At 71.6% G+C, this 25686-nt stretch carries 24 protein-coding genes; 11 read left to right on the top strand and 13 right to left on the bottom strand.

Translation table 11 applies throughout. The features are described 5' to 3' along the window. Positions 1-6: 6 nt before the first annotated feature. The 3 genes from QM572_RS04490 to QM572_RS04480 are packed head-to-tail and all read right to left on the bottom strand — an operon-like array spanning position 7 to position 3514. A complete protein-coding gene (locus tag QM572_RS04490; RefSeq protein WP_415090470.1) occupies positions 7-1857 on the bottom strand; it encodes a YhgE/Pip family protein in 1851 nt (616 codons plus the stop codon). Next, a complete protein-coding gene (locus QM572_RS04485; RefSeq protein WP_415090469.1) occupies positions 1854-2468 on the bottom strand; it encodes a hypothetical protein in 615 nt (204 codons plus the stop codon). The genes QM572_RS04490 and QM572_RS04485 overlap by 4 nt, the downstream gene beginning before the upstream one ends. Before the next feature lie 56 nt (positions 2469-2524). Further along, on the bottom strand, positions 2525-3514 hold the full coding sequence (locus QM572_RS04480; RefSeq protein WP_415090467.1) for an META domain-containing protein: 990 nt from the start codon (positions 3512-3514) through the stop codon (positions 2525-2527). Positions 3515-3711: 197 nt separating this feature from the next. On the opposite strand from QM572_RS04480, the gene QM572_RS04475 reads away from it, so the two are divergent. After that, a complete protein-coding gene (locus QM572_RS04475; protein ID WP_415090466.1) occupies positions 3712-6096 on the top strand; it encodes a hypothetical protein in 2385 nt (794 codons plus the stop codon). Between the two features lie 274 nt (positions 6097-6370). Here QM572_RS04475 and QM572_RS04470 read toward each other — a convergent pair whose 3' ends face one another. Next, positions 6371-8530 carry an MMPL family transporter gene (locus tag QM572_RS04470; RefSeq protein WP_415090464.1) on the bottom strand — a complete coding sequence of 720 codons (2160 nt, stop codon included), beginning with the start codon at positions 8528-8530 and terminating at the stop codon, positions 6371-6373. A 201-nt stretch (positions 8531-8731) separates the two neighbouring features. On the opposite strand from QM572_RS04470, the gene QM572_RS04465 reads away from it, so the two are divergent. From QM572_RS04465 to QM572_RS04445, 5 genes are read left to right on the top strand one after another with little or no spacing between them, the layout of a single operon-like run. Continuing rightward, on the top strand, positions 8732-9124 hold the full coding sequence (locus QM572_RS04465) for a hypothetical protein (RefSeq protein ID WP_415090462.1): 393 nt from the start codon (positions 8732-8734) through the stop codon (positions 9122-9124). Positions 9125-9143: 19 nt separating this feature from the next. Further along, complete coding sequence (locus QM572_RS04460; RefSeq protein WP_415090460.1) at positions 9144-9899, top strand: phosphatase PAP2 family protein; 756 nt, start codon at positions 9144-9146, stop codon at positions 9897-9899. A gap of 4 nt (positions 9900-9903) precedes the next feature. After that, on the top strand, positions 9904-10533 hold the full coding sequence (locus tag QM572_RS04455; RefSeq protein WP_415090458.1) for a DedA family protein: 630 nt from the start codon (positions 9904-9906) through the stop codon (positions 10531-10533). Beyond that, positions 10508-11719 (top strand): sensor histidine kinase, encoded by a 1212-nt coding sequence (locus QM572_RS04450; protein ID WP_415090456.1) that lies wholly within the window; start codon positions 10508-10510, stop codon positions 11717-11719. The genes QM572_RS04455 and QM572_RS04450 overlap by 26 nt, the downstream gene beginning before the upstream one ends. Then, on the top strand, positions 11716-12375 hold the full coding sequence (locus tag QM572_RS04445) for a response regulator (protein ID WP_415090454.1): 660 nt from the start codon (positions 11716-11718) through the stop codon (positions 12373-12375). Before QM572_RS04450 ends, QM572_RS04445 begins: the two co-directional genes overlap by 4 nt. On the opposite strand, the gene QM572_RS04440 is transcribed toward QM572_RS04445, so the two are convergent. Beyond that, on the bottom strand, positions 12365-13078 hold the full coding sequence (locus QM572_RS04440; RefSeq protein ID WP_415090452.1) for an NADPH-dependent F420 reductase: 714 nt from the start codon (positions 13076-13078) through the stop codon (positions 12365-12367). The two genes, QM572_RS04445 and QM572_RS04440, sit on opposite strands and share 11 nt — an antisense overlap. Positions 13079-13170: 92 nt before the next feature. On the opposite strand from QM572_RS04440, the gene QM572_RS04435 reads away from it, so the two are divergent. Beyond that, positions 13171-13575, top strand: coding sequence for a winged helix-turn-helix transcriptional regulator (locus QM572_RS04435; protein ID WP_415090450.1), 405 nt, complete (start codon positions 13171-13173; stop codon positions 13573-13575). A 6-nt stretch (positions 13576-13581) separates the two neighbouring features. On the opposite strand, the gene QM572_RS04430 is transcribed toward QM572_RS04435, so the two are convergent. Both QM572_RS04430 and QM572_RS04425 read right to left on the bottom strand, forming a co-directional pair. Continuing rightward, positions 13582-14151: a hypothetical protein gene (locus tag QM572_RS04430; protein WP_415090448.1), complete on the bottom strand. Its 570-nt coding sequence runs from the start codon at positions 14149-14151 to the stop codon at positions 13582-13584. Between the two features lie 124 nt (positions 14152-14275). Beyond that, positions 14276-14914 carry a TetR/AcrR family transcriptional regulator gene (locus QM572_RS04425; protein WP_415090445.1) on the bottom strand — a complete coding sequence of 213 codons (639 nt, stop codon included), beginning with the start codon at positions 14912-14914 and terminating at the stop codon, positions 14276-14278. A gap of 96 nt (positions 14915-15010) precedes the next feature. Between QM572_RS04425 and QM572_RS04420 the strand changes: the two genes are divergently transcribed. Genes QM572_RS04420 through QM572_RS04410 form a run of 3 tightly spaced genes read left to right on the top strand, consistent with a single transcriptional unit; the run spans position 15011 to position 17858 of the window. Then, positions 15011-16480 carry an MFS transporter gene (locus tag QM572_RS04420; protein WP_415090443.1) on the top strand — a complete coding sequence of 490 codons (1470 nt, stop codon included), beginning with the start codon at positions 15011-15013 and terminating at the stop codon, positions 16478-16480. A 56-nt stretch (positions 16481-16536) separates the two neighbouring features. Then, positions 16537-17016, top strand: coding sequence for a VOC family protein (locus QM572_RS04415; protein WP_415090441.1), 480 nt, complete (start codon positions 16537-16539; stop codon positions 17014-17016). Next, on the top strand, positions 17013-17858 hold the full coding sequence (locus QM572_RS04410; protein WP_415090439.1) for an SDR family oxidoreductase: 846 nt from the start codon (positions 17013-17015) through the stop codon (positions 17856-17858). Before QM572_RS04415 ends, QM572_RS04410 begins: the two co-directional genes overlap by 4 nt. 79 nt (positions 17859-17937) lie before the next feature. On the opposite strand, the gene QM572_RS04405 is transcribed toward QM572_RS04410, so the two are convergent. Continuing rightward, a complete protein-coding gene (locus QM572_RS04405) occupies positions 17938-18795 on the bottom strand; it encodes a mycofactocin-coupled SDR family oxidoreductase (protein WP_415090437.1) in 858 nt (285 codons plus the stop codon). Positions 18796-18835: 40 nt separating this feature from the next. After that, positions 18836-20371, bottom strand: coding sequence for an aldehyde dehydrogenase (locus QM572_RS04400; protein ID WP_415090435.1), 1536 nt, complete (start codon positions 20369-20371; stop codon positions 18836-18838). A gap of 287 nt (positions 20372-20658) precedes the next feature. Between QM572_RS04400 and QM572_RS04395 the strand changes: the two genes are divergently transcribed. Further along, complete coding sequence (locus QM572_RS04395) at positions 20659-22137, top strand: MFS transporter (protein WP_415090433.1); 1479 nt, start codon at positions 20659-20661, stop codon at positions 22135-22137. A 103-nt stretch (positions 22138-22240) separates the two neighbouring features. Here the strand turns inward: QM572_RS04395 and QM572_RS04390 are convergent, their stop codons facing one another. Genes QM572_RS04390 through QM572_RS04375 form a run of 4 tightly spaced genes read right to left on the bottom strand, consistent with a single transcriptional unit; the run spans position 22241 to position 25631 of the window. Next, positions 22241-22795: a cysteine hydrolase family protein gene (locus QM572_RS04390; RefSeq protein WP_415090431.1), complete on the bottom strand. Its 555-nt coding sequence runs from the start codon at positions 22793-22795 to the stop codon at positions 22241-22243. Next, positions 22792-24261 carry an MFS transporter gene (locus QM572_RS04385; RefSeq protein WP_415090429.1) on the bottom strand — a complete coding sequence of 490 codons (1470 nt, stop codon included), beginning with the start codon at positions 24259-24261 and terminating at the stop codon, positions 22792-22794. Before QM572_RS04385 ends, QM572_RS04390 begins: the two co-directional genes overlap by 4 nt. After that, positions 24262-24468, bottom strand: coding sequence for a ferredoxin (locus QM572_RS04380; protein ID WP_415090427.1), 207 nt, complete (start codon positions 24466-24468; stop codon positions 24262-24264). It abuts the gene before it with no gap. Next, positions 24462-25631 carry a cytochrome P450 gene (locus QM572_RS04375; RefSeq protein WP_415090425.1) on the bottom strand — a complete coding sequence of 390 codons (1170 nt, stop codon included), beginning with the start codon at positions 25629-25631 and terminating at the stop codon, positions 24462-24464. The genes QM572_RS04380 and QM572_RS04375 overlap by 7 nt, the downstream gene beginning before the upstream one ends. Positions 25632-25686 lie beyond the last annotated feature (55 nt).

Here is a 25686-nt window from a genome sequence, read left to right as displayed (position 1 = left end):
AGCAGCTCACAGCGACAGCTCGGGCCTGATCCGGGCCGGCGTCCAGTGTCGGCGTCGCCGGGCGGCCAGTGAGGTGGCGACGAGCGCGGCGCCGAGCCACGCCAGCAGCACGACCACGTCGTGCCAGGCGAGACTCGAGAGACCGCCGTACATCAGCTGCCGCAGTCCGTCGACGGCATAGGACATCGGCAGCACGTGGTGGGCGCCGTGCAGCGGCGTCGGGATGGTCTGCCAGGGGAAGGTGCCGCCCGCCGTGACGAGCTGGAGCACCATGAGCGCCAGCCCGAGGAACTGGCCCGACGGGCCCAGCCACGCGTTGAGGGCGTGGACGATCGCGATGAACGTGATCGAGGTGAGCATCATGAAGAGCAGCGTCGGCACGACGTGGGTCGCCTGGATGCCGACGCCGAGCGTGACGACGGTGAGGACGACGGCCATCTGGGCGAGCCCGAGCAGCGCGGGCGGATACCACCCGCCGAGGGCGACGCGCAGCGGCACCTGGTTGGCCGCGATGGCACGGTTCGAGAGCGGCCGCACCAGCAGGAAGAGGACGTAGCCGCCGATCCACGCGGCCAGGGCGAGGAAGAAGGGCGCCAGGCCGGCGCCGTACGTGCCCGCGTCCGCCTGGGTGCGGTCCACCACCTTCACCGGATCGGCGATGGTGCCGGCGGTGTCCGCGACCGTGGAGTCCGACAGGTCGGGGATCTGGGAGACGCCGTCGGCGAGCCCGGCGGCGAGCTGGTCGGCACCCGCGTCGAGCTTGACCAGGCCCCGGCGGAGGGTGCCGGCGCCGTCGGCGAGCTCGCCCGCGCCGGCGTGGGCCTGGCGGATCGCCGAGGTCAGGGCCGGGGTGGCGTCGGCGAGCCTGTCGGCTCCGGCCGCGACCTGGTCGGCGCCGTCGGCGAGCTCGTCGAGCCGGCTCGAGGCGGACCGCACCGTGGAGTTCGCGGACCTCAGTGGCGTGCCCAGGTCGTCGTAGACCGCCAGGAGGGCCTGGATCTGCTGGTCGTCGAGCCCCTGCTCGTGCATCCGGCGCACCAGGTCCGCGCGTACGTCGGCATAGCGGTCGACCACCCTGCCGGCTGCCGCCGCGGCCCGGCGGCCCACCGCCGCGACCTGGTCGTTGCCCTGCGCGACCTTCGCCGCGCCGGTCGCCAGCGCGCGGGTCTGGGACGGGAGCGACGCCGTGCGCCTCTGCAGCGTGCCGAGCCCGGCGTCGAGCCTGTCGGCCCCCTTCGCCAGCTTCCGGGCGCCGGTGCGCGCCGAGCCGAGGCCGTCGGCGAGCTCCTGGGCGCCGTCGGCGGCCTCCACCAGCTGGGTGCGGATCCGGCCGAGGCTCTCGAGGAGCGTGGTGGCGGCCTTCTCGCTGACCTGGCTGGCGACCGCGTCGCGGACCTTGGTCGTGACGGTGTCGGCGATCGTGCCGGCGAGATAGGAGTTCGCGTCGTTGGTCGTCATCACCAGCCGCGCCTGCTCGGGGTCGAACCGGGCCGAGCTGGTCAGCGCCGTCGAGAAGCCCGCCGGGATGGTGAGGGCGAAGTCGTAGGTCCCGTCCTCCACCCCGGCGGCCGCCGTCGCCGCCGAGACCTCGTGCCAGCCGAAGTCGCCGGACTCCAGGAGCCGGTCGGCGATGTCGCGGCCGTAGTCGACCTCCTCGCCGTCGGCGGTGGCGCCCGTGTCGGCGACCACGATCGCGGCGGGCACGCGGCTGAGGCCGCCGTAGGGGTCGTGGTTGGCGTACAGGTAGAGGCCGGCGTACAGGGTCGGGATGAGGACCATGGCGAGCACCGCGAGACGCGACATCCGGCTCGAGGTGAGCCGCCGCAGCTCGGCGAGGGCGATCCGGAAGGAGGTCACTGTGCGTCTCCGATCGTGGTCGCGGGCACCGACAGCAGGTGCCGGGAGGTCTCGCCGACGGTGACGAGGACGCCGAAGCCCTGCTCGGCGATCTCCGCAGCCACCGGCTGCCACGCGGCCGGGGTCACGCCCCAGCGGTCGGGCAGGGTCAGCACGAGGAAGCGCACCTTCGGCCGCAGGGTCGCGGCCCGCATCAGCAATTCCGTACGCCGGTCCGCCGGGGTGTCCTCGGTACGCCGGCCGAGCGCGATGTCGGGCGCCCACGCCCGGACGGCGCTGCGTCGCGCGGGGCGCCCCGCCAGCGCGAGCTCCTCGCCGAGGATGACGCCGAAGGGCACCTTCTCGTCCGGCTCGCTCACCCCGGGCACGTCGACGAGCGCGACCGCCGCCTGGCGTCGCCGCTCGTCGTGCACCCCGTTCAGCACCACGTCACCGGCGTCGGGCCGCAGCCGCCCGGCGAGCACCAGGGCCAGTGCGGCGTGGGCGTGGCCGGGCTCACCGACCAGCGCACGGACCTCCCCGCTCCACAACTCGAGATCGGTCGGGGGGAGGAGCGGACGCGGCCGGCCGCCGACACCGATCCCGAACGCCTGCAGCACGTGCTCGCTCATGTCGGGACTTTAGTGCGCCGGCGTCGGGCGGCGGCCGGTGGCGCCGGTCGGCGGGGTCAGCGGAGATCGAGCACCGTGGCGTCCGGCTCGGGAGTCGGCTCGCCGTTCTCCCTGGTCTGGACGCCGATCAGGCAGGCCCTCCCGGAGACGGCGTCGGCGGTGACCAGGAGCGCCGCGACCGTGTCGTCGCGCGGCGGGCTGTCCGGCAGGATCGGGGGTGGCGCCACCGCGATCCCGGGAAACGATCCGATCAGCTTGATGTTCAGCAGCATCCCCGAGGAGCAGGCGGTGCCGGTGTTGGAGGAGGACGATGCCACCGTCCCGATGCTGACGGTCAGGGTGGCGCTCGTGATCGTGGCGTCGTCGTGCTTTGCCAGCTGCTGCTCGGCGAGGACGGTGGCCCGCCGCACCTGGTCCTCGTCCGGCGTGACGTCGGCGGACACGCTCTCCTCCGGCTCTGCCGGGCGCAGGTCCACGATGTCCTTCCCGTCCTCGCCGCCGAGGCTGAGCGTCCCGTCGCCTCGTGTGGTGGCGTGGCGGACGTCCGCCAGCCGCGAGGCCAGGGGCGGCTCATCGGCGCAGCCCACCAGAGTGCTCCGGATGTCGCCGAAGACCAGGTCCGTCCCAGCGGCCCCACGCTGCTCGTACGAGCTCGAGATGTCATTGCAGCCGGTATCCCCGAGCATCCTGCCGCCGGCGAAGACCAGGCGAGCGGGGCGAGTCGACCGCAGCGGGACCGACCCACCCGCGTCGTCGAAGACGGCCTCGACGATCCAGGTGCCCTCGACGCTCCCGCTCTCGACGGGCCTCTCGACGGGCGTCCCGGACGTCGTCGCCCCGGCCGCGGGACCCGTAGGGGCCGGCGCTGCGGATCGCATCGCCACCGCACCGGCTACGCCGACGGCAGCGACGACCACCGTGACGACGACCGCCACCAGGCGCAACAGACGACGGCTCCGCGCGGCACGGGCCGTGATCCGCTGCACCGCCGAGCGCCCCAGGACGGGCCGGCGCACCTCGGCGTACTCGCTGAAGTCGAGACTCACGGGACGGCTCCTCCGATCGGGGTCCTCACCTATGAGACGCCATGGCCTCCGCCCGGGGTTCCCGCCGATGGAGTCCGACCGCCCGGAGACCTCTGTTCATCGGGGGAGGGCGGCCCTATCCTGGCTCTCGCCTCTCGGCAGCAAGCCGTGAGGGTCACGGGAGCGGGCTGATGGTTCGGGGCGTCGTCACAGCATGCATGGGCTTCGTGCTGATCGCCGGCACGCTCGTCGCCGGCCCGGTCGTCTCCCCCGGCTCGACGACGTACGCCGAGGCGGCGGTGATCCCGGAGACCGGCGCCTACGTCGATCCGATCGACCCGGCGGAGCCCTTCATCACCTCCGACGGCGCCTCGGCCGCCTCGAGTCCGATATTCCAGGTCGAGGCGACCGGAAGCCTCCCCTCCGTCACGGTGACGGTCACCCGGGCCGACGGGTCCACCGCGCTGTCGGTGCAGGACCGCTACACCAACTGGGGCTTCAGCCCCGACCAGGCCACCTTCGTGGCGTGGTACGTCGACGGCTCGCAGACCATCGTCCGCAGCTGGCGCCTCGGCGCCGGGAGCGCCGTGGCGGGCTTGAACGACTCCTTCACGGGCGACCTCACGATGGGCTTCAGCAAGGGCGGCCGCTACCTCGCCGCCGCCGGTGCGACGAACGGGCAGTTCACGCTGCGGATCTACGACACGACCTCGTACGCCGTCGCCTACAGCACCACGGCGCAGACCTACGGGGTGGCGGACGACGGGGGCTGGCTCGGCTTCGGCTTCAGCCCGGACGACGGCGGGTTCGTCCTCGCCTACCGCGAGGACTCGCAGACGGTCTCCCACACCCTGATCGACCTCGACCAGCACAAGGCGACGACCAGCTGGACCGAGACGGGCGTCGGCTTCTGGCAGTTCTCGCCCTGCGGCAACTACCTCGCCGACGTCGAGCAGCACGGCGCCGGCACCGTCGACACGACGGTCTACCGCGTCGACCAGGGGACGCCGGCGTACGCGACCTCGAGCGGAGTCGTCGACATCTCCTTCCGCGCCACGACGGACAGCCACATCGCGACGATCGACGGCGTCGACCAGACGATGTTCGCCAACACCCTCGGCTGCGGCACACCCGACGGCGGCACCGTGACCGGCACCTTCTTCGAGGACTGGGATCGCGACGGCGTACGCGATGCCGACGAGCCGCCGGCGAACATGCAGCTCACCGTCGGAGGCGTCACCGCCCAGATCGGCAGCGACGGCGCCTTCACCGCATCCGAGGTCCCGCTCGGCACCCAGCCGATCGCCGTCGGCCAGTCCGACTGGGACCTCACCGGTGCCACGCAGGTCACCGTCACCTCGGCAGGGCAGACGGTCACGAACGTCGTGGTCGGTGTCGCCCGCCCCGACGACGGGCACTCGCTCCTCCTGCACGGGAAGGTGTACGTCGACACCGACGCCGACGGTGTCCGCGACCCGGGCGAGCCGACCGTCTCGGGGATCTCCCTCCAGCTCCTCCACCAGTACGACGCCATCGAGCGCCGGTGGACCACCGACGCACGCACGCCCGGCCTCACCGCCGACGACGGGACGTGGTCGATCTGGTTCTACGACCCCTCCGTGACCGACTTCGACGACTACGTCGTCTATCCCACCTCCGGGACGACGAGCACCCCGGTGCTGAGCAGCGGGCTGCCGCCGTGGGCCCGGTTCGTCGGCGGGCTCGGCGGCCGGCCCGATCCGTTCGACCTCGCCTACCCCGGCGGCGGCACGCCCCCCTATCCCGTCACCTCCATCACCGCGACGCCCGGCGGCCACTCGGCGACGTTGAGCTGGATCGAGCGCACCGACTTCAACCAGAGCAACGGCATCACCGGCTACGTCGTGCAGCGGCTCGACGGGCACGCGTGGGCCGACCTCGCGGTCCTGACACCGGAGGACACGACGACCAGCGAGCCTCTGGAGCGCAACACCGACCTGTGGGAGCGCAGCATCCTCCTGCTGGGCCTGACCCCGGGTGAGACCTACACACTGCGCGTCGTCTACCTCACCGCGGCAGGTCGTGGGTTCGGCAGCTGGATCGGGGAGCAGCGCGACGGCTACGGACTGCTCGTCAGCTCGGGCTACGTCTTCCCGGTCGTCCCCACCAGCGATCCGGAGCCGACCCCCTCACCGACGCCGACGCCCACCGCGACTCCGACGCCCACGCCCACCCCGGATCCGACGGACACCTCCAGTCCCACGCCCGACCTCACCTCCTCGTCGGCGCCGACCACCACTGCTCCGACGGTCACCGCCGCACCCGTTCCCCTTCCGGGAGCGCCCCGCTCCTGGGTCCGGGCATGGCCGAGGAGGTCGGGCACCGCCCGGGTCCGGCACACGGTCACGGTGAGCCGCCCGGTCCTCTCGGCGGCCGGGAAGCGCGCCCACGCGGTGGTCACCTACCAGTGGCTCCTCGACGGGAGGCCGATCACCTCCGCGACCCGGCCACGTCTGCGCATCCCGGTCTCCGCCAAGGGCAGGCGGCTCAGCATCCGCGTGAGCGTCGTCGCCTCCGGCTACCGCCCGCTCGCCAAGACGATCAGCTTCGGCCGCGTGCGCTGACGGCCGGGCGACGCGGACCGCTCCGGCTCGCCCGCCGGACACGGCCCGCGCACACCATTTCACTCCCTCTTCACTCCCTCCTTCACTCCCTCGCGGGGGCGTTCCATCCCCACGTGACCGCACGAGAGGGCGCAAGCGTCCCCTCAGCCCGGCGACGATGCCGGCCGGGACGTACGGACCGCACCCCCGACCCACGGAGCGAACGACACGAGCCCCCGGGTCTGCGTCACCGCAGACTCGGGGGCTCACGACCTTCAGATCGGGTCGGATCCCGTCACGCGGTGGACCCCTGTGCGTCGGCGGTCGAGGGGCCCTCCACCGACAGGTGGGGGGTGATCCGGTCGGCCCAGCGAGGGTAGGCCCAGATCCGGGGGCCGATCAGCCGCATGAGCGCCGGGATGAGGATCATCCGGACGACGAGGGCGTCGACGACGACCGCCAGCGCGAGCCCGACCCCGATCGCCGAGACGATCCGCTGACCGGAGAACCCGAACGACGCGAAGACGGCCAGCATGATCAGCGCGGCGGTGATGATCACCTTGGAGGTCTCGGCGACACCCGCCCGGATCGCCGCGACGTGGTCGCGGCCGTGGGTCCACTCCTCGTGCATCCGGCTCACCAGGAAGACCTGGTAGTCCATCGAGAGGCCGAACATCAGGCCGACGATCATCACCGGGACGATGTAGGAGATCGCGGCCCCGTCGCCCACGCCCAGGAGCGTGCTCCCCCAGCCCCACTGGAAGATCGCCGTCACGACGCCGAGCCCGACGAGGATGGTGGTGAGGTTGCTCAAGGCGCCGACCAGCGGCAGCAGCAGGCTGCGGAACGCGACCATCAGCAGGAGGAACCCGAGCACCGCGATCACCAGCAGGTAGAGCGGGAGGTTGCTCATCAGGTGGTCGGCGATGTCGATGTTGGTCGCGGTCTCGCCGCCGACGTACACCTGCAGACCGCTGCCGGACTCGGCGGCGGGGATGACGTCGTCGCGCAGGTGGTGGACGAGGTCGACGGTCGCCTCCGAGCCGGAGCTGCTCGAGGGCGTGAGCTGGATGACGGAGACCCCGTCGCCGATCTCGACCGGCGCCGAGGCGGAGGCCACGTCGTCGACCGAGGCGAGGCCGGTCGCAAGGTCGGCGAACGCCTGGGCGGACGCCGCGTCGGGGGTCTTCGCCGCCAGGACGAGGGTGGCGTCCAGGCCCTCGCCGAAGGCGGGGCTGACCATCTCGTAGTAGTCACGCGAGGCCGAGCCGGCCTTGTCGGTGCTGGCGTCGGCCTCGCCGACCCGCATCGAGAAGAACGGGATCGCGAGGGCCGCCAGGACGACGAGGGCGACCAGGCTCATCGGCTTCGGCGCGCGGGTGACGAGCCGGGACCAGAGCACGCCGGGCGTACGCCGGGCGGGAGCCGTGGCCTCGACGACCGCTCCCTCGGCGAGCTGACGGCGCTGCCTCTTCGACAGCACCCGGGTGCCGAGCATCGCCAGGAGGGCGGGCAGCAGCGTGATCGCGGCCAGGACGGTGAACACGACGGTCACCGCGGCGGCCTGGCCCATGCCCGTCAGGACGCTCATGTCGACCACGCGCATGGCGACCAGGGCGGCGATGACGGTCATGCCGGCGAAGATGACGGCGCGACCGGAGGTGTCCTCGGCCTTGCGGATCGACTCCTCCACGGAGTCGCCGGCCATCAGCGCCTTGCGGTGGCGGTTGACGATGAACAGGGCGTAGTCGATGCCGACGCCCAGGCCGATCAGCGATCCCATGGTGATGGACTCGCTGGCGAGATCGACCACGTGCGAGCCGACCATGACGAGCAGGAGCGAGGTCACGACGCCGGCCACGCCGGTGATGATGGGCAGCAGTGCCGCCCACGCGGAGCGGAACATCAGCAGCAGGATGACCAGCGCGGCCAGGATGCCGACGCCCTCGGCGATGCCGCCGGACTCGGTCACGGGGGCGAAGGCATGGCCGCCGAGCTCGACCTGGACGGCGTCGGACTCGATCGACTCGGCGACCGAGGTGACCTCGTCGACGTCGACGTCGTCCGTGACCGTCACCACGGCGTAGGCGGTGTCCTGGTCCAGGCTGAGCTGGGCGGACTCGGTGGCGCCGTACGGGCTCTGCACCGAGACGACGCCGGGAAGGTCGGCGACCTCGGCGAGCATGGCGGCGACGTCGGTCCGCACCGCGCCGGCGTCGACGGCCTCGCCGGTGGTGTGCCAGGCGATCCGGCCGGTCTCGGTGTCTCCGGAGGAGGCTTGGGCCGAGCCGATCAGGGTGTAGGCCTGGGCCGACTCGCTGTCGGGGAGGTCGGCGGTGGTCTTGAAGTCGGAACCCACGCCGACCACGAGGCCGATCAGGAGGACGACGGCGCCGACCCAGCCTCCCAGGACGATGAAGCGGTGCCGGGAGCACCAACGGGCAAGAGCGGACACGGGACTGCCTTTCGCAGGGGTTGATCAGGACTCCCTCACGCTCTCGTCTTCGCTCTCCCGAGACGTCCGCCCAGCGCGGTGACCCCTCTACCGCGATCGCGGTACGCCGGATGCCGCATCAGGACGACGCGCGAGGCCGCGACTCCGGCGACGGTGGTGAGACCACCCGAACAGGTCCGCATCGAGTCCAAGGAGACCGAGATGGCATCACCGACGACCGCCGGCGGGCCCCGCCTGGCGAGCACGACCTGCTGCTTCGGCGCCTGCGCGTGGATCGAGCTCGGCGCCTGGAGGGCCGGGGCGCGGCCGCTGGTCGGCGCGCTCCACGCCGCGACGTCACGACTGCCGTCCACCGTGAGCTGGGTCGTGGTCGCCGTGGAGTCCGCCGAGACGCTCACCATCGAGACGGTCACGGCGCTCGCGATCGGCCGCCGGATGCTGGCCGCGCGGGGCCAGCGGCTCGTGCTCTACGTTCCCTCGCTTCCCGAGAGCGCCGGCACCCTCGCCGTGCTCGGCCTCATCCCGTACGTCGTGGCGGGCGGCGAGCACGAGGAGCGCCTGCTCCGGGTGCGCGACGTGCCGGTCGGCGCGTGAGGACGGCCGCCGTCTCATGATGAGGACGCGCACCGCGGCCCGCGTCGCCGGCGAGGTCGGGCTGGCGGCTCTGCTCTACCTCGTCTATCGCGCCGGGCGGCTGCTCGCCACCGGGCACGAGGCGATCGCCCGCGAGCACGCCCGGCGCCTCCATGAGCTCGAGCAGTCCCTGGGCCTCCCGTCCGAGGCCGATCTGCAGCGGCTGCTGCCCAGCCCGGACCTGTTCCATGCGGCCAACGTCTACTACGTCTCGGCGCACTTCCCGATCACCATCGCCTTCCTCGTCGCCGGCCTGCTGTTCCGCCCGCACGTCGAGTACGCCTGGGCCCGCAACCTCCTGGTCGTCCAGACCGCGCTCGCCCTGGTCCTGCACATCGCGCTCCCGCTGGCGCCACCGCGGATGTTCCCGAGCCTGGGCTTCACCGACACGATGACGGTCTACGGGCCCTCGGCGTACGAGGGCGCGACGGCCACGCTGGCCAACCAGTACGCGGCCATGCCGAGCCTCCACGTCGGCTGGGCCGTCCTGATCGCCGTCGTGGTGACGCGCACCGGGCCACGCTGGCTCGCCGTCCTGGCCGGCGCCCACGCGGGCCTCACCGTCTTCGTCGTCGTCATCACCGCCAACCACTGGTGGCTCGACGGCGCGATCGGCGCCGCACTGCTGCTCATGGCCCTCCTCCTCTTCCCCGAGCCCGGCCGGCACCAGCTCGCTGTCCCTCGCCCGGCACGCGCCCCTGCGCGCGCCGAGCCGATCGCGGACGGGCGGAGCTGACGCGATGTGGATCCGTATCGCAGCGGGTGCGGCGGCCGCTCTGGTCGAGGCGCTCCCCGGCGCGGGGGCCGTCCTCCCCGGCGAGGTCACGATCTCCGCCCTCAGCGGGACGATGGCGTCCGCGGACCGGCTCTGGCTGCTGCTGGCCGTGATCGCCGGGGCGGCCGTCGGCGACCAGGTCGACTACTGGCTCGGCCGCCGGCTGGGGCCACGACTGGCCGACAGCCGGGTGGTACGCCGGATCGGCCGGCAGCACTGGGATCGCGGCGTCTCGCTGGTCCGCCGGCGAGGGGTGATCGCCATCGTGCTGAGCAGGGTGGTGCCGATGGTCCGCACGCTGGTGCCGGCCGCCGCCGGGGCGGCCCGGATGAGCCACCTCCGGTTCACCCTCGCCTCGCTGACCGGCTGCGCCCTCTGGTCGATCGCGTGGGTCTTCGCCGGTGCCACGGCCGCCGGCCTGGCGCGCACGCCGCTGCTGCCGATCGTCCTGCTGTGTCTCGTCGCCGCCGCGTCGTGGCTGCTGTATCGGCGCGTCTCCGGGAGAATGCGGAGGAACCCACGGAGCGGCGCGGTCCCGGCCGTCGTACCTCGAGGAGGGAGGGGACGCCTTGGCTGGACGGCCGACGCAGACTGACTGGATCGTCACGGTCGGCACGCTGGCGATGATGCTCACGACGGCCTCCGTGCGCACCGGGGTCTTCGCCGTCCCCGAGCCCGCCCTGCTGGGCGCGACCCTGCTCTCGTGGCTGCCGTTGCTGGGCCGGACCGCCTGGCCGCTCGGGGCACTCGCCGGCACCGTGATCGTGGAGGCGTTCCACATCGCGCTCCTGGGATCGATGAGCCTGCCGCCGCCGGGCGATCCGATGGGCGCCTACCAGCCGGTCCCGGTCGCGACGATGGTGGCGGCCTACACGCTGGCGTCGCGGACCCGCCCCCGGCTGGCGTGGTCCGCCTCGGGCGCCGCCTCGGCACTGCTGCTCCTCACCGGCCTGGTCTTCCACGGCCGGCCGCTGCTCGCCACCGACATGGTGGCCGTCGACCTGGTGCTGATCGCGACCGGGGTCGGCGCCGTCGTCGGCGCGCGTCGCGAGCGCGCCCGACGCGCTGCGGGCCGCATCGCCGAGGAGACCCGACAGGCAGTGCTCGACGAGCGGCTGCGGATCGCACGCGACCTGCACGACGCGCTCGCGCACAACCTCACCCTGGTGAACGCCCAGGCGGCGGTCGCCGACTACCTCCTGAGAACCGACCCGGACGCCGCCGAGACGGCGCTGCGCGACATCACCCAGCACTCCCGGCAGGCGATCGACGAGCTGCGGGCCACCGTCGGCCTCCTGCGGTACGACGAGGGCGACCCGTCCGAGGGGGCGACCGGCGAGACGCTGCGCCCGGTGCCCGGCCTCTCCCAGCTCGACGAGCTCGTCGCCGGCTTCAGAGCCGGCGGCACCCCGGTGGAGCTGGCCGGCACCGGCGCCCCGCAGACCCTGGACCAGCAGACCGACCTCGCCGCCTATCGCATCCTCCAGGAGGCGCTCACCAATGCCGCCAAGCATGCACCCGGCGGAGCTGTGGCCGTGGAGCTCGACTGGACCACGCCGGGATCGCTGACGCTGACGACCATCAACGCCGTCGCTCCCGGTCGCCACGCTCCCCTACTGCCCGGGACCGGGCACGGCCTGATCGGGATGAACGAGCGCGCCACCGCCGCCGGAGGCAGCCTGCGCGCCGGTCCCCTGCGGGACGGAACCTTCGAGGTCCGAGCCACGCTCCCCGCCACCGTCGCGCCGCTCCCGGCACCATCCGAAGGAGATCCGCGATGACCGTGCGCGTCCTGCTCGTCGACGACCAGGCCCTGTTGCGAGGCACCTTCCGCCTGCTCCTCGACTCCGATCCGGAGGTCGAGGTGGTCGGCGAGGCCGCCACCGGCCGGGAGGCCGTCGAGCTCGCCCGCCGGACGCTGCCCGACGTCGTGCTGATGGACATCCGGATGCCCGACATGGACGGGGTCGAGGCGACCGGGCTGATCAGCGCCGACACGGCGCTCGCCGGCGTACGCGTGCTGATCCTGACCACCTTCGAGACCGACGACCTCGTGGTCGCGGCCCTGCGCGCCGGCGCGTCCGGCTTCCTCGGCAAGGACGTCGCTCCCGCGGCCCTCATCGAGGCCGTCCGGACCGTCGCCGCCGGCGAGCAGCTGCTCTCGGCCACCGCCACCCGGGCCCTCATCGAGCGGGTCACGAGCCAGCCCGAGCCTCGTCCCCCGGGGCGGCTTCCGGGCGTCGACCCGCTCACCGAGCGCGAGCTCGAGATCACCGCGCTGGTCGCCCAGGGGCTCTCCAACACCGAGATCGCCGAGCGGCTCTTCATCAGCCCGGCCACCGCCAAGACCCACGTCAACCGCGCCATGATGAAGACCGGAGCGCGGGACCGCGCCCAGCTCGTCGTCTTCGCCTACGAGGCCGGCCTCACCGCGTAGCCTCCGACGCCAGCGCACGCGCCGTCTCCAGCGGCACCGGAGTGGGCTCGGCGGTCATGAATCGCTGCCTCGGGTCGAGATCCGGCTCGTCGCTCTCGCGGTAGTACGGCGTGACGTAGACGGGCGACCCGGGCTGGGACCGCCATCCCTCGGCGAGCGCCCCGAGATCGAGCGCGTCGAATCCGATCGCATCGAGGAACGTCACGACCCGCGCCTTGGCGTCGCCGTCGTCGCCGGCGATCGGGAGCGCGGTCCGGTCGTCGGCGCCGGCCGGACGAGGGAGCATCGGCAGGTGGAGGAAGTCCACGTTGTTCAGGCCCTTGACGACCTGGGCGTCCGGCCACTGCCGGGCCAGCAGCTCGCTGGAGGTGAGCTCGGCGGCGTCGAGGGCCGGGACGTGTCCGTCCCGGTCGGGGTAGTAGTTCGTGGCATCGATCACCACCTTCCCCGAGAGCGACGCCGCCGGGAGGGCCGCGCTGGCGCCGAAGGGAAGGGCGAGCACGACGAGGTCGGCGCGGGCGACGGCATCCTCCACCGTGGCGGCCGTCGCGCTCGGCCCGAGCTCGGAGATCAGCGCGTCGAGCGTCTCGGGGCCACGCGAGTTCGCCACCACCACCGGCAGGTCGGCCGCGGTCGCCATGCGGGCGACGCCGGCGCCGATGTTGCCGCTGCCGACGATCCCCACCATCACCACTGGATCCACGTCTCGCTCCTCCGTCTCGCGGGCGTCTCCGCCTCGGTCGTCTGCTCAGCACTTCCGAATCAGAAGTGCCCTCTCCGGGCTACGGTAGCAGGGTGAGCAGAGCCACCGAGCGCGCCGAGCAGATGAGCGTCTTCGATCCCGAGTGCCTCTCGCGCAGCGTGCTGGAGCACGCCACCGGGCGATGGGGCTCGCTCGTGCTCGCCTCGCTCTCCGACGGTCCCCTGAGGTTCGGGCAGGTGCGGCGCTCGGTGACCGGGATCGGCGACCGGATGCTGGCGCAGACGCTTCAGCGCCTGGAGGCCGACGGGCTGGTCTCGCGAGCCGAGCACTCCGCGGTTCCGCCGCACGTGGAGTACGCGCTGACGGCGGTCGGGCAGCCGATCGCCGAGCGGATCGGCGAGCTGATCGAGACGATCTATCAGCAGCTGCCCGCGATCGTCGCCCACCAGCGGGACCGGCGGCCGACGGCCGCGAGCGGTACGGCCCGACACCCGTAGGGAACCTCACCGCAGCAGCTGGCGGGCCTGGCGGCTCCGGTCCTCGAGCGCATCGAGCTCGCGGGCGATCTTCGGGGCGACCGACTCGGTGCGGCGGCGCCTCACCCAGAGGTAGGCGACCCCGGCGCCGATCCAGTGGGCCAGGCCGGCAGCGCCCAGGCCCGCGGAGAGCAGCTGCGCGTCGTCGCCGAGGGCGAAGACCGAGCCGGCCAGCTGGGCGCAGCCGATGAGGAACACCACCAGCGCCACGGTTGCCGGGACGAAGGTCTTCGACCGCTCCAGGCGACCGATCAGCGCGAGGGACTCCTCCGCCTTGTCCTGAAGGCTCCGCAGGGTCAGCGGGTGCTGGGAGTGGGACTCGCGGCTCATCCGGAGGGTGGCGACGTTCGGCCTGATCGCGGGCATCAGCGGCAGCAGCCGGATCGGGCGGGCGGGCTCGGCGGACACGATGGTCCAGCCGAATCCGCGAAAGGTGTCACAGCCCAGCGCTTCGATGGCGCGAGGAACCCGCACGGAGGTGTACTCGCGCGTGGCGCGGTCGTCGGTCGACGTGGCGGTGCCGTGGTGGGTGCTCATCTCGGTTCTCCTTGATCGGTGGGTGCCCGGGAGGGGCCTGCATCAAGGGTTGCCGCGGAGCGCCGCGCGTGAATCCTCCTGGCGGACCGTGCGTCGTACCGCGTCCGCGGTACGACGAGCTGCCCTACGCCAGGGGGGCGACGGCCGTCATCGCCTCGTCGACCAGCGGTCCGAGAGCGGGGTCGGACCCGTCGAGAGCCCAGGACAGCTGGGCCGCGTCGAAGCACGCCAGCGCACTGGCGACGAGAGCTCGCGCTCGCAGTCTCTCCACTCCCTCGGCGGCCGAATCCTTCGGCACGGAGCCACGCCTGGCCGCGAGCACCGGCCCGAGAAGGTCCGCCCAGCGAAAGGCCCGCTCATGGAACGCCGTCCGGACCTCCGGCTCGTCGAGCAGGAGACCGTGCAGGCGTCGTGCGATCTCCGCGTTCTGCTCGACATCGGTGACCACACAGTCGAAGGCCCGGCGGAGCGCGACCCAGTCCGACTCGGTCGACGGCCGTTCGAGCAGCTCGCGCCTGACCGCGGCACCGGAGGCGAGTAGACGCCAGGTGACGAGCTCCTCCTTGCCGCTGAAGTAGCGGAAGAACGTCCGGCGCGACATCCCGGCCGACTCGACGATCTGGTCGACCGTCGTTCCGGCGAACCCCTGCTCCGCGAACAGGCGCCACGCCGTCTCGACAACCTCCGACCTGATCGCCTCACGCGTCCTCTCGCGGAGCGATACCGGCGCGTCCGCGCCCTGATGGGTGCCCTCGAAGCTCATGCGACCACTCTATCGCGGTGTGGCACTTCATCACGAAGTTGACATTCAGTGCCAATCACGACATAGAATGCCTTCACTAACGAAAGGAGTATCGCCGTGCGCGACTCACTCAAGGGGCCACAGGATCCGGCCCCACACGACGCCGTTCCGAGCACGACCCTCGGCTCCGGCCGCGCCAACGTGGTCCTCCTCGTCGTCGGTCTCGGCGCGCTGGCGGTCTCGCTGGCGCAGTCGGTGCTCGTCCCCGTCATGGCCACCCTTCCCGCCGACCTGGACACCTCCGCGACGAACGTCGCGTGGCTGCTCACCTCGACCCTGCTGGTCGCCGCGGTATCCGTCCCGATCATGGGCCGGCTCGGCGACATGTACGGCAAGCGACTCATGCTGCTGGTCGCCATCGGCTCGCTGATCGTGGGATCGCTCCTGACCGCTGTCACGGACGACATCGTCCTGCTCATTGCGGGCCGGGCCATCCAAGGTGCCTCGGCCGCGGCCATCCCCCTGGGAATCAGCCTGCTCAGCACCACCATGCCGAAGGAGCGGGTCGGCTCGTCGATGGCTCTGGTGAGCGCCATGCTCGGCGTCGGTGGTGCGCTCGGGCTCCCCCTCGCCGGCTTCGTGGCCGAGCACACCGACTTCCACGCACTCTTCTGGATCAACGCGGCTCTGGGCGCCGTCGCCTTCGCCGGCATCGCCGCTCTGGTCCCCGAGTCGTCCCAGCGCGCGGGTGGCCGCATCGATCTCGTCGGCTCGTTCCTCCTCGGCGCCGGGCTCGTCTGCCTGCTGCTCCCCCTGAGCCAAGGATCCGACTGGGGATGGTCGGACCCGCTGACGCTCGGAATGATCGCCGGGTCGGTCGTGATCTTCGCGGTCTTCGGCTGGGCGCAGACCCGCATCCGCGACTCGCTGGTGGACCTGAAGACGCTGGCCTCCCGCCCGATCATGCTCGTCAACCTCGCGTCGATCTGCTTCGGCTTCGCGCTCTTCGCGTCGTTCATCGGCACGGCGTCGTACGTCGAGGCGCCGGAGGCCAGCGGCTACGGATTCGGCTCCAGCCTCCTGGTCGGGGGTCTGGTTCTCCTGCCGAGCGGTGTCGCGATGCTGCTCCTCGCCCCGCTGGCAGCTCGCCTGATCGCGAGCTGGGGCGCCCCTCGGACACTCGCCCTCGGGGCCGTCGTGATCGCCGTGGGCTGGGCCGGCCGGATCGTCCTGACCGACAGCCTGTGGGAGGTGACCCTCTTCACCACCGTGGTCGGCGCCGGCACCGGGATCGGCTATGCCGCCATTCCCGCCATGATCAACACGTTCGTGCGGTCGAGCGAGGTGGCGGCCGCCAACGGCCTCAACACCCTGTTCCGCAGCCTCGGGAGCTCGCTCGCCTCGGCGGTGGGCGGCAGCATCCTCGCCGGGTCGTCGGTCCTGGTCAGCGGCATCTCGATGCCCTCACTGGACGCGTACCGCGTGCTGTTCGCCGTCTGTGCCGCGGCCGCCGTCGCGGCCGCACTGCTCGTCCTGCTGGTGCCCCGCACCAGCCCGACCGGAACCCCCTCTCCCATCAGCGCCTGACCGGGCGCCCCAGCAAGCACCACCACACCCATCGACCCATCGATCAGGAGAAGCACATGAACGACATCCCCCGCCCCGTCGATCCGGCCGGGCAGTATCACGTCGGCATCATCGTCGAGGAGCCCGAGGCCACGATGGCCGAGCTCACCCGCACCCAGGGATACGAGTGGTGCGAGGAGATCGGCGGTCAGGTCGCGGTATGGCTGCCCGACGGCCCTGCCGAGATCCACCTGCGTGCGTGGTACTCGAAGACCGTGCCCCACCTCGAGATCGTCCAGGCGATCCCCGGCACGGTGTGGTCCCCCGCCGAGGGCTCCGGCATCCACCACCTCGGCTACTGGGTCGACGACGTCGCCGACTCGCTCACCCGGCTCGAGGCCGAGGGCTACGTCCGGGAGGCTGCCGGCGTACGCCCCGACGGCGAGCCCTACTGGGCCTACCTCCGCCACCCCGCGGGGATTCGCGTCGAGCTGGTCAGCCAGTCGCTCCGCCCGACCATGGAGGGCTACTTCGAGCGCGGGACGGTGAGCGCATGACCACCACGGTGACAGTCGGGATCGCCACCGGCGCCGGCCGGGGCATGGGCCTGGAGTGCGGTCGCGAGCTGCTCGCGCTCGTCGATCACGTGATCCTCGTGGACCGCGACGCCGGCACCGTCGAGCGAGCCGCGGCCGCCCTCCAGCAGGAGGCCCCCGAGTCGGTGGTCGTCGAGCCCTTCGTCCTGGACATCACCGACCGCGACGGCCTGGACCGCCTGGCCGCCCACGTCGGCGAGACCGGGACGCTCCGGGCGGTGGCCCACGCGGCCGGGATCTCGCCCACGATGGCGGACTGGCGACGGATCTTCGAGGTCGACCTGATCGGCTCCGCACTCCTCATCGAGGCCCTCCGCCCGCTCTCGAGCGACCAGACCGCGTTCGTCTGCTTCAGCTCGATGTCGCCGCTCCTCCTGCCACCTCGCGAGGATGACGCCGCGCTCGACGCGCTGATGGCCCGTCCCCTCGCGCCGGACTTCCTCGAGCGACTCGAGGAGCTGGCCGGTGCCGCGATCGAGAACACCGGCTGGGCCTACGGACTCGCCAAGCGCGGAGTCAAGGTCCTGGTGCAGCAGGAGGCGGTGGCCCTCGGCGCGGCCGGGGCCCGGATCTGCTCGATCGCCCCGGGAGTCATCGCGACGCCGCAGGGCAAGCAGGAGGCCGAGGCACACCCCTCCATGCTGCGGATGGTCGAGCAGACCCCGCTGGGCCGGATGGGCGAGGCACACGAGGTCGCGGCCGTCGCGGGCTTCGCGCTCTCCGACGCCGCGTCCTTCCTCAACGGCGTGGACCTGCTCGTCGACGGCGGCGTCTTCGCCGCACTGCAGGTGGCGCGGCGCTGACCGCCGTACGACGTCCGTGAGGGCGTCGACATGACGAAGGCCCCCGACCAACCAGCCGTTGGTCGGGGGCCTTCTCCGATCAGGCGGGAACGCCGGCGTTCGTCACCGGGCCGAGCTGGCCGCCGTCGAGCTTGAGCTGCTGACCGGTGACCCACTTGGCCTCGTCGGAGGCGAAGTAGAGGATCGCCTCGGAGACGTCGTGGGGCTCGAGCCACGGCACGCCCATCGGCGACTTGTCGACCAGCGCCGGCATCATGTCCTCGCCGGTCGGGCTGGAGAGGTCCGGTCGGAAGGCGTGGTACATGAAGTCGTTGTCCATCATCCCCGAGTGGACGTTGGTCGGGTGGATGACGTTGACCGTGATCTGCTGCTTGGCGAACACCCGCGCCATGTCGTGCCCGAACCGGCCGACGTGCCGCTTGGCGTGGGCATAGCCGAGCCCACCGGCCCCGGCCATGTCGACCGAGCCGGAGAGCAACGCGGCCGTGGAGCCGGTCAGCACGATCGAGCCACCGGCCTGGAGGTGCGGCTCGGCTGCGGTCACGGTGTTGATCACGCCGAGCAGGTTGACCTGGACGACGTCGAGGAAGGCCTTCGGCGTGTCCAGGCCCATCGTGAGGATGCCGGCGTTGGCCAGCACGATGTCGAGACGACCGAGTTCGGCGACGCCCTCGTCGACTGCCGCCTGGAGCTCGGAGAGCACCCGCACGTCGGCCCGGCGGGCGACGATACGGCGCCCGGTGGCCTCGACGAGGCGAACCGTCTCCTCGAGGTCCTCCTTGCCGGCGAGCGGGTAGGGAACCGTGTCGATCTCCTCGAGGAGGTCGACGGCGATGATGTCGGCGCCCTCCTCCGCCAAGCGCACCGCGTGGCTGCGGCCCTGGCCGCGAGCGGCACCGGTGATGAAGGCGACCTTGCCCTCGACGCGTCCGGTCATGAATCTCTCCTGATCACTTGAAGTGGGATGGCGTGCTCGATCAGCCGAGCTGGCTGTGGCCGGTCGGGGCCTGGTCGAGGATCATCGTCTTCGACTCCAGGTACGGCAGCAGCCCCTCGCGACCGCCCTCGCGACCGACGCCGGACTGCTTGAATCCGCCGAAGCCCATCCGGGGGTCGGCGCGGAAGCCGTTGTGACCGACCGTGCCGGACCGGATCCGGCGGGCTGCGTAGTAGGCGCGGTCGATGTCGTTGGTGAAGACGCTCGCGTTGAGACCGAACACGGTGTCGTTGGCGAGCTCGATGGCGTGCTCCTCGTTCTCCGCCGGGATCACGCTGAGCACCGGGCCGAAGATCTCCTCCCGGGCGATGGTCGCGTCGTTGTCGACGCCGGCGAAGACGGTCGGCTCGATGTAGTAGCCGCGGTCGAAGCCGGACGGACGGCCACCGCCGGTGACGAGGCGGGCGCCCTCGGCGAGACCGACCTTCACGAAGCTCTCGACGCGGTCACGCTGGCGCTCCATGGCCAGCGGCCCGAGCTGGGCAGCGGGGTCGAACGGGTCGCCGATCCGCACGGACCCGAAGAAGCTCCCCAGCGCCTCGGCGAACTCGTCGTGCCGATGACGACTCACGATCACGCGGGTGAGGGAGGAGCACACCTGGCCGTTGAGCGTGCACTCGGCCGCGGCAAGGGTCTCCGCCGCCTTCTGCAGGTCGAAGTCGTCGAAGATGACCGCCGGGGACTTGCCGCCGAGCTCCAGCGTGTAGCGCGCGAGCCGGTCGCTGCAGATGCTCGCGATCCGCTTGCCGACGGCGCTCGAGCCGGTGAAGGCGACCTTGTCGACCCGGGGGTCGCGCACCAGCTGCTCGGAGACGTCGCGGTCGGCGGTCAGCACGTTGAGCACGCCCGGCGGGAGGCCGATCTCCTCGGCGATCTCGGCGAGGACATAGGCCTCGCCCGGCGCCTCGGGAGGCGCCTTGAGCACGACGGTGCAGCCGGCGACCAGGGCGGGCGCGACCTTGTAGGACATCAGCGAGGCGGGCGTGTTCCAGGCGACGATGGCGCCGACGACGCCGATCGGCTCCCGTACGACGGCACCGAACCCGCCCATCAGCGGCGTGTGCCGAACCTCCCAGTCGAAGTCGGACGCGAGGTCGGCGTAGTAGTCGTAGGTCGCGCCGACGCGTGCCATCGACGGCCCCGACATCGAGTGCATCACGCCCACCTGGCGCGTCCACAGCATGCCGGCGTCATCCGCCCGGCGGCGCAGGCCGTCGGCGATCTTCCGGACCCACTCGGCCCGCTCGGTGGCGGGCAGCAGCGGCCAGCTGGTGTGGTCGAAGGCCTGGCGCGCGGCCGCGATCGCCGTGTCCATGTCGGACTCGCCGGCCAGCGAGACGCGGTAGTAGAGCTCCTCGGTGGCGGGGTCGACGATGTCGAAGCCGTCGGCCGTCGAGGCCTTCACCCACCGTCCGTCGATGAAGAACCGGTCGGGGTGCCGGAGGGGCACCCCGGCTGCCCGGACGTCGCCGCCACCGCCGTCGACCGGCGCATCCACACTCACCTGGCTGGACATTCAGAGCCTCCGTCTATTCCAACGCCTCGAACGATCCGTCGATACGTTCCGCACAACAGAACATCTGTTGTCTTATATGGCGTGACCAGCATCACGCCGCGCCGCCCCCTTGTCAAGAAGCCCGGTCGACGATTCCCCCGCGCGCTCGCTCCTGTGGAGGTGATTGACAGGTGCTGTTAGGCGGATCACACTCTCCACGTTGTACCGAAGTTTCGTTCTTTACAACGAAACACGTGATGAAGCGGACGACACACGTCCGCTTGAAGACGTCCCGAGAGAGGCCCCCCATGGCAACCACCACCGGACTCGAGCCCGAGTCCCGGACCCAGCGCCCGACGGCGCTGATCATCACGATCCTGATCTTCGCCGCCATCGTCAGCTCGTTCGAGGCGACGATGATGTACACCGCACTGCCGGGCATCATGGAGCAGTTCCAGGCCACCCCGAGCAGCGCGGGCTGGATCCTCACCGGCTTCCTCCTGGTCGGCGCCGCGTCCGCGGCGATCGCCGGCAGGCTCGGCGATGCGTTCGGACGTCGCAACGTCCTGATCGTCCTGCTGCTCGCCTCCGTGGTCGGCTCGGTCGTCAGCATCGCCTCCGACAGCCTCGGCGGTCTCATCGCCGGCCGCTCGATCCAGGGTCTCGCCGGCGGTCTGGTGCCGCTGTGCGTCGGGATCCTCCGCGAGAACCTTCCGAGGAAGAACCTCCCCGTCGCGATCGCCACCGTGGCGGGCGCCGCGATGTGGGGTGGCGCCGCGGGCAACATCGTCGCGGGCAACATCTACGACGCCTGGGGCTGGCACTACATCTTCGTCGTCTCGCTCGTCCTCGCGCTGGTCACGGCCGTGGCCGCGTTCCTGCTCCCGCCTGCGACGGTCCGGACCGGGCTGGAGAAGGTCGACTGGCTCGGCGGCATCCTCTTCGTCCCCGGCATCGCGCTGGCGATGTACGGCATCAACGAGAGCCACGACTGGGGCTGGGGCAGCGGCAAGACGTGGGCCTTCATCCTCGGCGGCCTGGTCGTCCTCGCCGCCTGGGTCGCCTGGGAGCTCCGCACCGACAAGCCGCTGCTCAACGTCCGCATCTTCACCAACCGCAAGGTCGGCCTGACGCTGATCGCCACCATGCTGGTCTCCGTCGGCACGCTCGGCATGTCCGGGTACGTCGGCCAGCTGATCTTCCAGATGCCGACCATCGCTCCGGTCGGCCTCGGCGTCAGCGCCGGGCACGCGGGCGATCTCTCCTTCGCCATCGGCCTGATCGGCTTCGCCCTCTCCCCGCTGAGCGGCCGGATCTCCCGAGGAGGCCGCGCCCGCAACGCCTTCATGATCGGCTGTGCCCTCGGCCTCGCCGCGGCGGTCCTCTCCGCCCTCCTCCTCGACACGGTCGTCGGCTTCGTGATCTCGCAGATCGTGCTCACCGGCGCCACCGGGTTCATGCTCAGCTCGCTGCCGAACCTGATCGTCGAGAGCGTCGGCGAGGAGAACACCAGCGAGGTCTCCGGCTTCTACATGGTCACGCAGAACGCGTTCGCGGCCGTGGGCACCTCGCTCGGCACGATGATCCTCACGCACAACCTCGTGCCCGAGACGCCGTTCAGCACCCGCCACGGCTACAACCTGCTCTTCATCGTGGTCTCGGTGGTCGCCGTCCTGGCGCTCGCGGTGGCGAGCTTCATCAAGCGGGGCACCGAGGACGAGGTCGGCGAGGCGACCAGGGCCGAGTTCGAGGCCGACGCCGTCGCCATCGTCCCCGAGCCCATCTGAGCGAGGGGTCCAGCGCCGTACGGCGTGGAGACCCGGATCCCGGTGGCGTGCCTGCACGCCACCGGGATCCTCTCGTTCTCGGGCACGGCGAGCGACCAGCCGGTCAGAGCAGGTCGAGGACGTCGGCGGTGCTGCCGGTCTCCGCCAGGGCCGGCAGGATCTCGGTCACCGTGAAGTCATGACCGTGCGGTCGCGGGTCGGTGATCGCGTCGAGCGCCACCACCACGTGGTAGCCGGCGTCGTAGGCCTGGCGGGCCGTCGACTCGATCCCGAAGCCGGTCGCCACGCCCGCGAGGACCACCTGGCCGATGCCTCGCTCACGCAGGCGTGCGTCGAGCCCGGTCCCGACGAAGCCGCCCCACCCGCGCTTCTCGATGACGATGTCGCCGGGCTCCGGGGCGAGGTCCGGCACGATCGCCAATCCCGCCGACGGCACCGGTGGCCGCGGAGAGGCGTGGTCGTTCCGTCCCACGGGCGGGTCGTTGAGGTCGGTCGTCAGGAGCGCGACGGCGCGTCCACTGCGACGGAAGGCGTCGGCCAGCCGGACGGTGTTCTCGACGACGGCGCCGGAGCCGCGCTCTGCCAGGCCGGCGACGAGGGCCACCTGCAGGTCGACGACCACCAGCGCCGCGTCGGGTCCGATCGTCGTCACACTCACGCGCGCGCCCGCCCCCGCTGCGCGGCGATCCCGCTCGGGATCGTGAGCACCAGAAGGCCGGCCACCAGCGCGGCGACGGCACAGACGGCGAACAGCCATCGGTAGGCGGTGAAGCTGGAGGCGGCCCCGACCACCTCGCCGTCGACCACGTGGTAGACCAGCGAGCTGGTCAGGATCGCCGTTCCGATGGAGGTCGCCAGCGTCGAGCCGAGGTTGCGGAAAAGCGTGTTGAGCCCGTTGGCGGCGGCGATCTCGTGCGGCGGCGTGTGCAGGTTGATCAGCGTCGGGATCGTGGCGTAGCCGAAGCCCGTCCCGATGCCGGTGATGGTGGTGCCCAGCATCACCTGCCAGAGCGAGTCCGACAGCACGATCCGCAGCAGCCAGCCGGCCGCGACGATGAAGGCGCCGAGCGCCATCGTCCGCGGTGCGCCCCACCGCGGGATCAGCTTGGCCGCCAGCGGGGAGAAGATCAGCATCATCAGGCCGGAGGGGAGCATCGTCATGCCACCGGCGACGAGGCTGGCCTCGAGCCCGTAGCCCGTCCACCGGCCGGCCTCGACGAAGGTCGAGGTGCCGATGAACGAGGCGAAGAGGGCGAAGCCGAAGCAGACCGACGCGAGGTTCGTCGTGGCGATCGGGCGGCGCCGCAGCGCGGTGATGTCGACCAGGGGCTCTCGGGTCCGGGTCTCGACGGCGACGAAGATCGCGAAGGTCGCCGCGGAGACGATCAGGAGCCCCAGCACCCCCGGCGAGGTCCAGCCCCAGTCGTGGGACTGCTCCAGCGGGAGGATCAGGCTGACCAGGCCGATGCTCAGGAGGATCGTCCCCGGGACGTCCACCCTGCCGCCGTCACGCTGCAGCGACTCCGGCACGAAGAGGAGCACGAGCGGGAAGGCGATGGCACCGGCCACGGCGGTCGTCCAGGACAGCAGGTGCCAGTCCCAGTTCTCGGCGATGAGGCCGGCCAGCGGCATCGCCAGGGCGCCCCCGACGCCGAGCATCGCGGAGATGACGGCCACCGCCGAGGCGGCCTTGTGCCGCGGCATCAGCGTGGCCACCAGCGAGATGCCGAGCGGCACGGCGGCCGACGAGATCCCCTGGACGGCTCGGCCGGCGATCAGCCAGCCGATGTCGCTCGTGAGCGCATCGATCAGCGAGCCGACCGTCAGCGCCGCCAGGGCGACGAGCAGCATCAGCCGCTTGCCGAACATGTCGCCCAGACGGCCCAGGACCGGAACGCAGACGGCCGCCACGAGCAGCGGCGCCGTCAACAGCCAGTTGGCGTTGACGCCGTACAGCTCGTTGAGCTGCCCGAGCGCTGGAGCCAGCATCGTCTGGCTCATCGAGACGGCGAGCGCCCCGAGCCCGACGATGAACAGCTCCAGGTTGGCCCGGCCGCTGCCGGTGCCCTCGCGGAGCGACCGGTCCTCCGGCTCCGCTCCCGGCTCGAGCAGTGACTCGGTCATCTATTCGGCGAGCGAGAGCGCGCGGCCGGGGCAGACGTTGACCGCCTCCTTCGCCCGCGTCAGCTCGGCATCGTCCGCGGGCTCGGGCCGCTGGACGATCACGAGTCCGTCCTCGTCGTCCTGGTCGAAGGCGTCGGGGTCGGTGAGGACGCACTGGCCCGCCCCCACGCAGCGGTCGCGGTCGACGACGATCCGCACGTTCACCACGCCACCTGCATCTCGTTGACGCCGTAGTTCGGCCCGTTCTCCTTGAACGAGATCTCGTCGAAGGGCGTCGCGAGGCGCAGCGTCGGCACCCGGCGCAGCAGCGTCGCGAGGACGATCTCGATCTCCAGTCGGGCGAGGTTCTGGCCCAGGCACTGGTGCGGGCCGAATCCGAAGGCGAGGTGGTTGCGGGCCAGCCGGGTGAAGTCGAGCTCGTCCGGCTCCGGGAACACCTCGGGGTCGCGGTTGGCGGTGTTCGCGAGGCCGAAGACCGAATCGCCCTCCTTGATCAGCTGGCCGCCGATCTCGATGTCGGCGAGCGCCAGCCGCTGGTGCCCCACCTCGGCGATCGTGAAGTACCGCAGGAGCTCCTCCACGGCCCCGGCGGTGAGGTCCGGGGTGCTGCGCAGCGCCTCGAGCTTCTCGCGCTTGTCGAGCAGGGTCGCCACGGACAGCGAGATCATGTTGGCCGTGGTCTCGTGGCCGGCGATCAGCAGCAGGAAGCCGATCGACCCCATCTCCTCGGCCGATGCGCCGGCGGCGATGCGACGGCTCAGGAGGTCGTCGCCGGGGTTCTTCATCTTCTGCTCGACGAGGTCGGAGATGTAGCTCTTGAGATTGCCGATCGCCTTCATCCTCGACTCCGTCGAGGCGCCGTAGCGGCTGAAGGTGGCGCTGTTCTCCTGGAAGAAGTCGTGGTCCTCGTACGGCACGCCGAGCAGCTCGGAGATGACCATGGACGGGACGGGAAGCGAGAGCGCCTCGACCATGTCGACCGGGTTGGGGCCGGCGAGCATCGCGTCGATCGTCTCGTCGACGATCTCCTGGATCCGCGGGCGCCACGCGGCGAGCTTCGTCACCGTGAACTCGCCGATCAGCGAGCGGCGGACGGCGGTGTGCTCCGGCGGGTCCATCTCGATCAGGCTCGGCTTGTGGTCCGGCCCCATCTCCGGGATGTGCGAGGGGTGACGCGGATCCAGCCGGTAGGAGCTGAAGCGCGTGTCGATGAGCATCGCTCGCACGTCCTCGTAGCGCGTCAGCACCCAGACCTTGCGGCCGTCGGGGCGTTGCACGTAGCTGATCGGAGCCTCCGCCTGCAGGCGGCGGTGGTCCTCTGGCGGGTTGTAGGGGTCCGTTCGGGTGAACGAGATGGTCGGTGTTGTCATGATGTACTCCCAAAGCGCGACCGAAAGCCTTAAGTGGAATCTCGTCGTCCACTTC

The organism is Nocardioides sp., from assembly GCF_047607365.1.
In the GTDB taxonomy this organism is placed as follows: domain Bacteria; phylum Actinomycetota; class Actinomycetes; order Propionibacteriales; family Nocardioidaceae; genus Nocardioides.
This window is presented reverse-complemented; position numbering and strand designations above follow the sequence as displayed.

Excerpts from the sequence above, each read along its gene's own strand:
- QM572_RS04410 (WP_415090439.1), top strand. The coding sequence starts at position 17,013 with ATGACCACCACGGTGACAGTCGGGATCGCCACCGGCGCCGGCCGGGGC.
- QM572_RS04395 (WP_415090433.1), top strand. The coding sequence starts at position 20,659 with ATGGCAACCACCACCGGACTCGAGCCCGAGTCCCGGACCCAGCGCCCG.
- QM572_RS04400 (WP_415090435.1), bottom strand. The coding sequence starts at position 20,371 with ATGTCCAGCCAGGTGAGTGTGGATGCGCCGGTCGACGGCGGTGGCGGC.
- QM572_RS04475 (WP_415090466.1), top strand. The coding sequence starts at position 3,712 with ATGGGCTTCGTGCTGATCGCCGGCACGCTCGTCGCCGGCCCGGTCGTC.
- QM572_RS04405 (WP_415090437.1), bottom strand. The coding sequence starts at position 18,795 with ATGACCGGACGCGTCGAGGGCAAGGTCGCCTTCATCACCGGTGCCGCT.
- QM572_RS04455 (WP_415090458.1), top strand. The coding sequence starts at position 9,904 with ATGTGGATCCGTATCGCAGCGGGTGCGGCGGCCGCTCTGGTCGAGGCG.
- QM572_RS04445 (WP_415090454.1), top strand. The coding sequence starts at position 11,716 with ATGACCGTGCGCGTCCTGCTCGTCGACGACCAGGCCCTGTTGCGAGGC.
- QM572_RS04385 (WP_415090429.1), bottom strand. The coding sequence starts at position 24,261 with ATGACCGAGTCACTGCTCGAGCCGGGAGCGGAGCCGGAGGACCGGTCG.
- QM572_RS04425 (WP_415090445.1), bottom strand. The coding sequence starts at position 14,914 with ATGAGCTTCGAGGGCACCCATCAGGGCGCGGACGCGCCGGTATCGCTC.
- QM572_RS04375 (WP_415090425.1), bottom strand. The coding sequence starts at position 25,631 with ATGACAACACCGACCATCTCGTTCACCCGAACGGACCCCTACAACCCG.
- QM572_RS04430 (WP_415090448.1), bottom strand. The coding sequence starts at position 14,151 with ATGAGCACCCACCACGGCACCGCCACGTCGACCGACGACCGCGCCACG.
- QM572_RS04415 (WP_415090441.1), top strand. The coding sequence starts at position 16,537 with ATGAACGACATCCCCCGCCCCGTCGATCCGGCCGGGCAGTATCACGTC.
- QM572_RS04485 (WP_415090469.1), bottom strand. The coding sequence starts at position 2,468 with ATGAGCGAGCACGTGCTGCAGGCGTTCGGGATCGGTGTCGGCGGCCGG.
- QM572_RS04465 (WP_415090462.1), top strand. The coding sequence starts at position 8,732 with ATGGCATCACCGACGACCGCCGGCGGGCCCCGCCTGGCGAGCACGACC.
- QM572_RS04460 (WP_415090460.1), top strand. The coding sequence starts at position 9,144 with ATGAGGACGCGCACCGCGGCCCGCGTCGCCGGCGAGGTCGGGCTGGCG.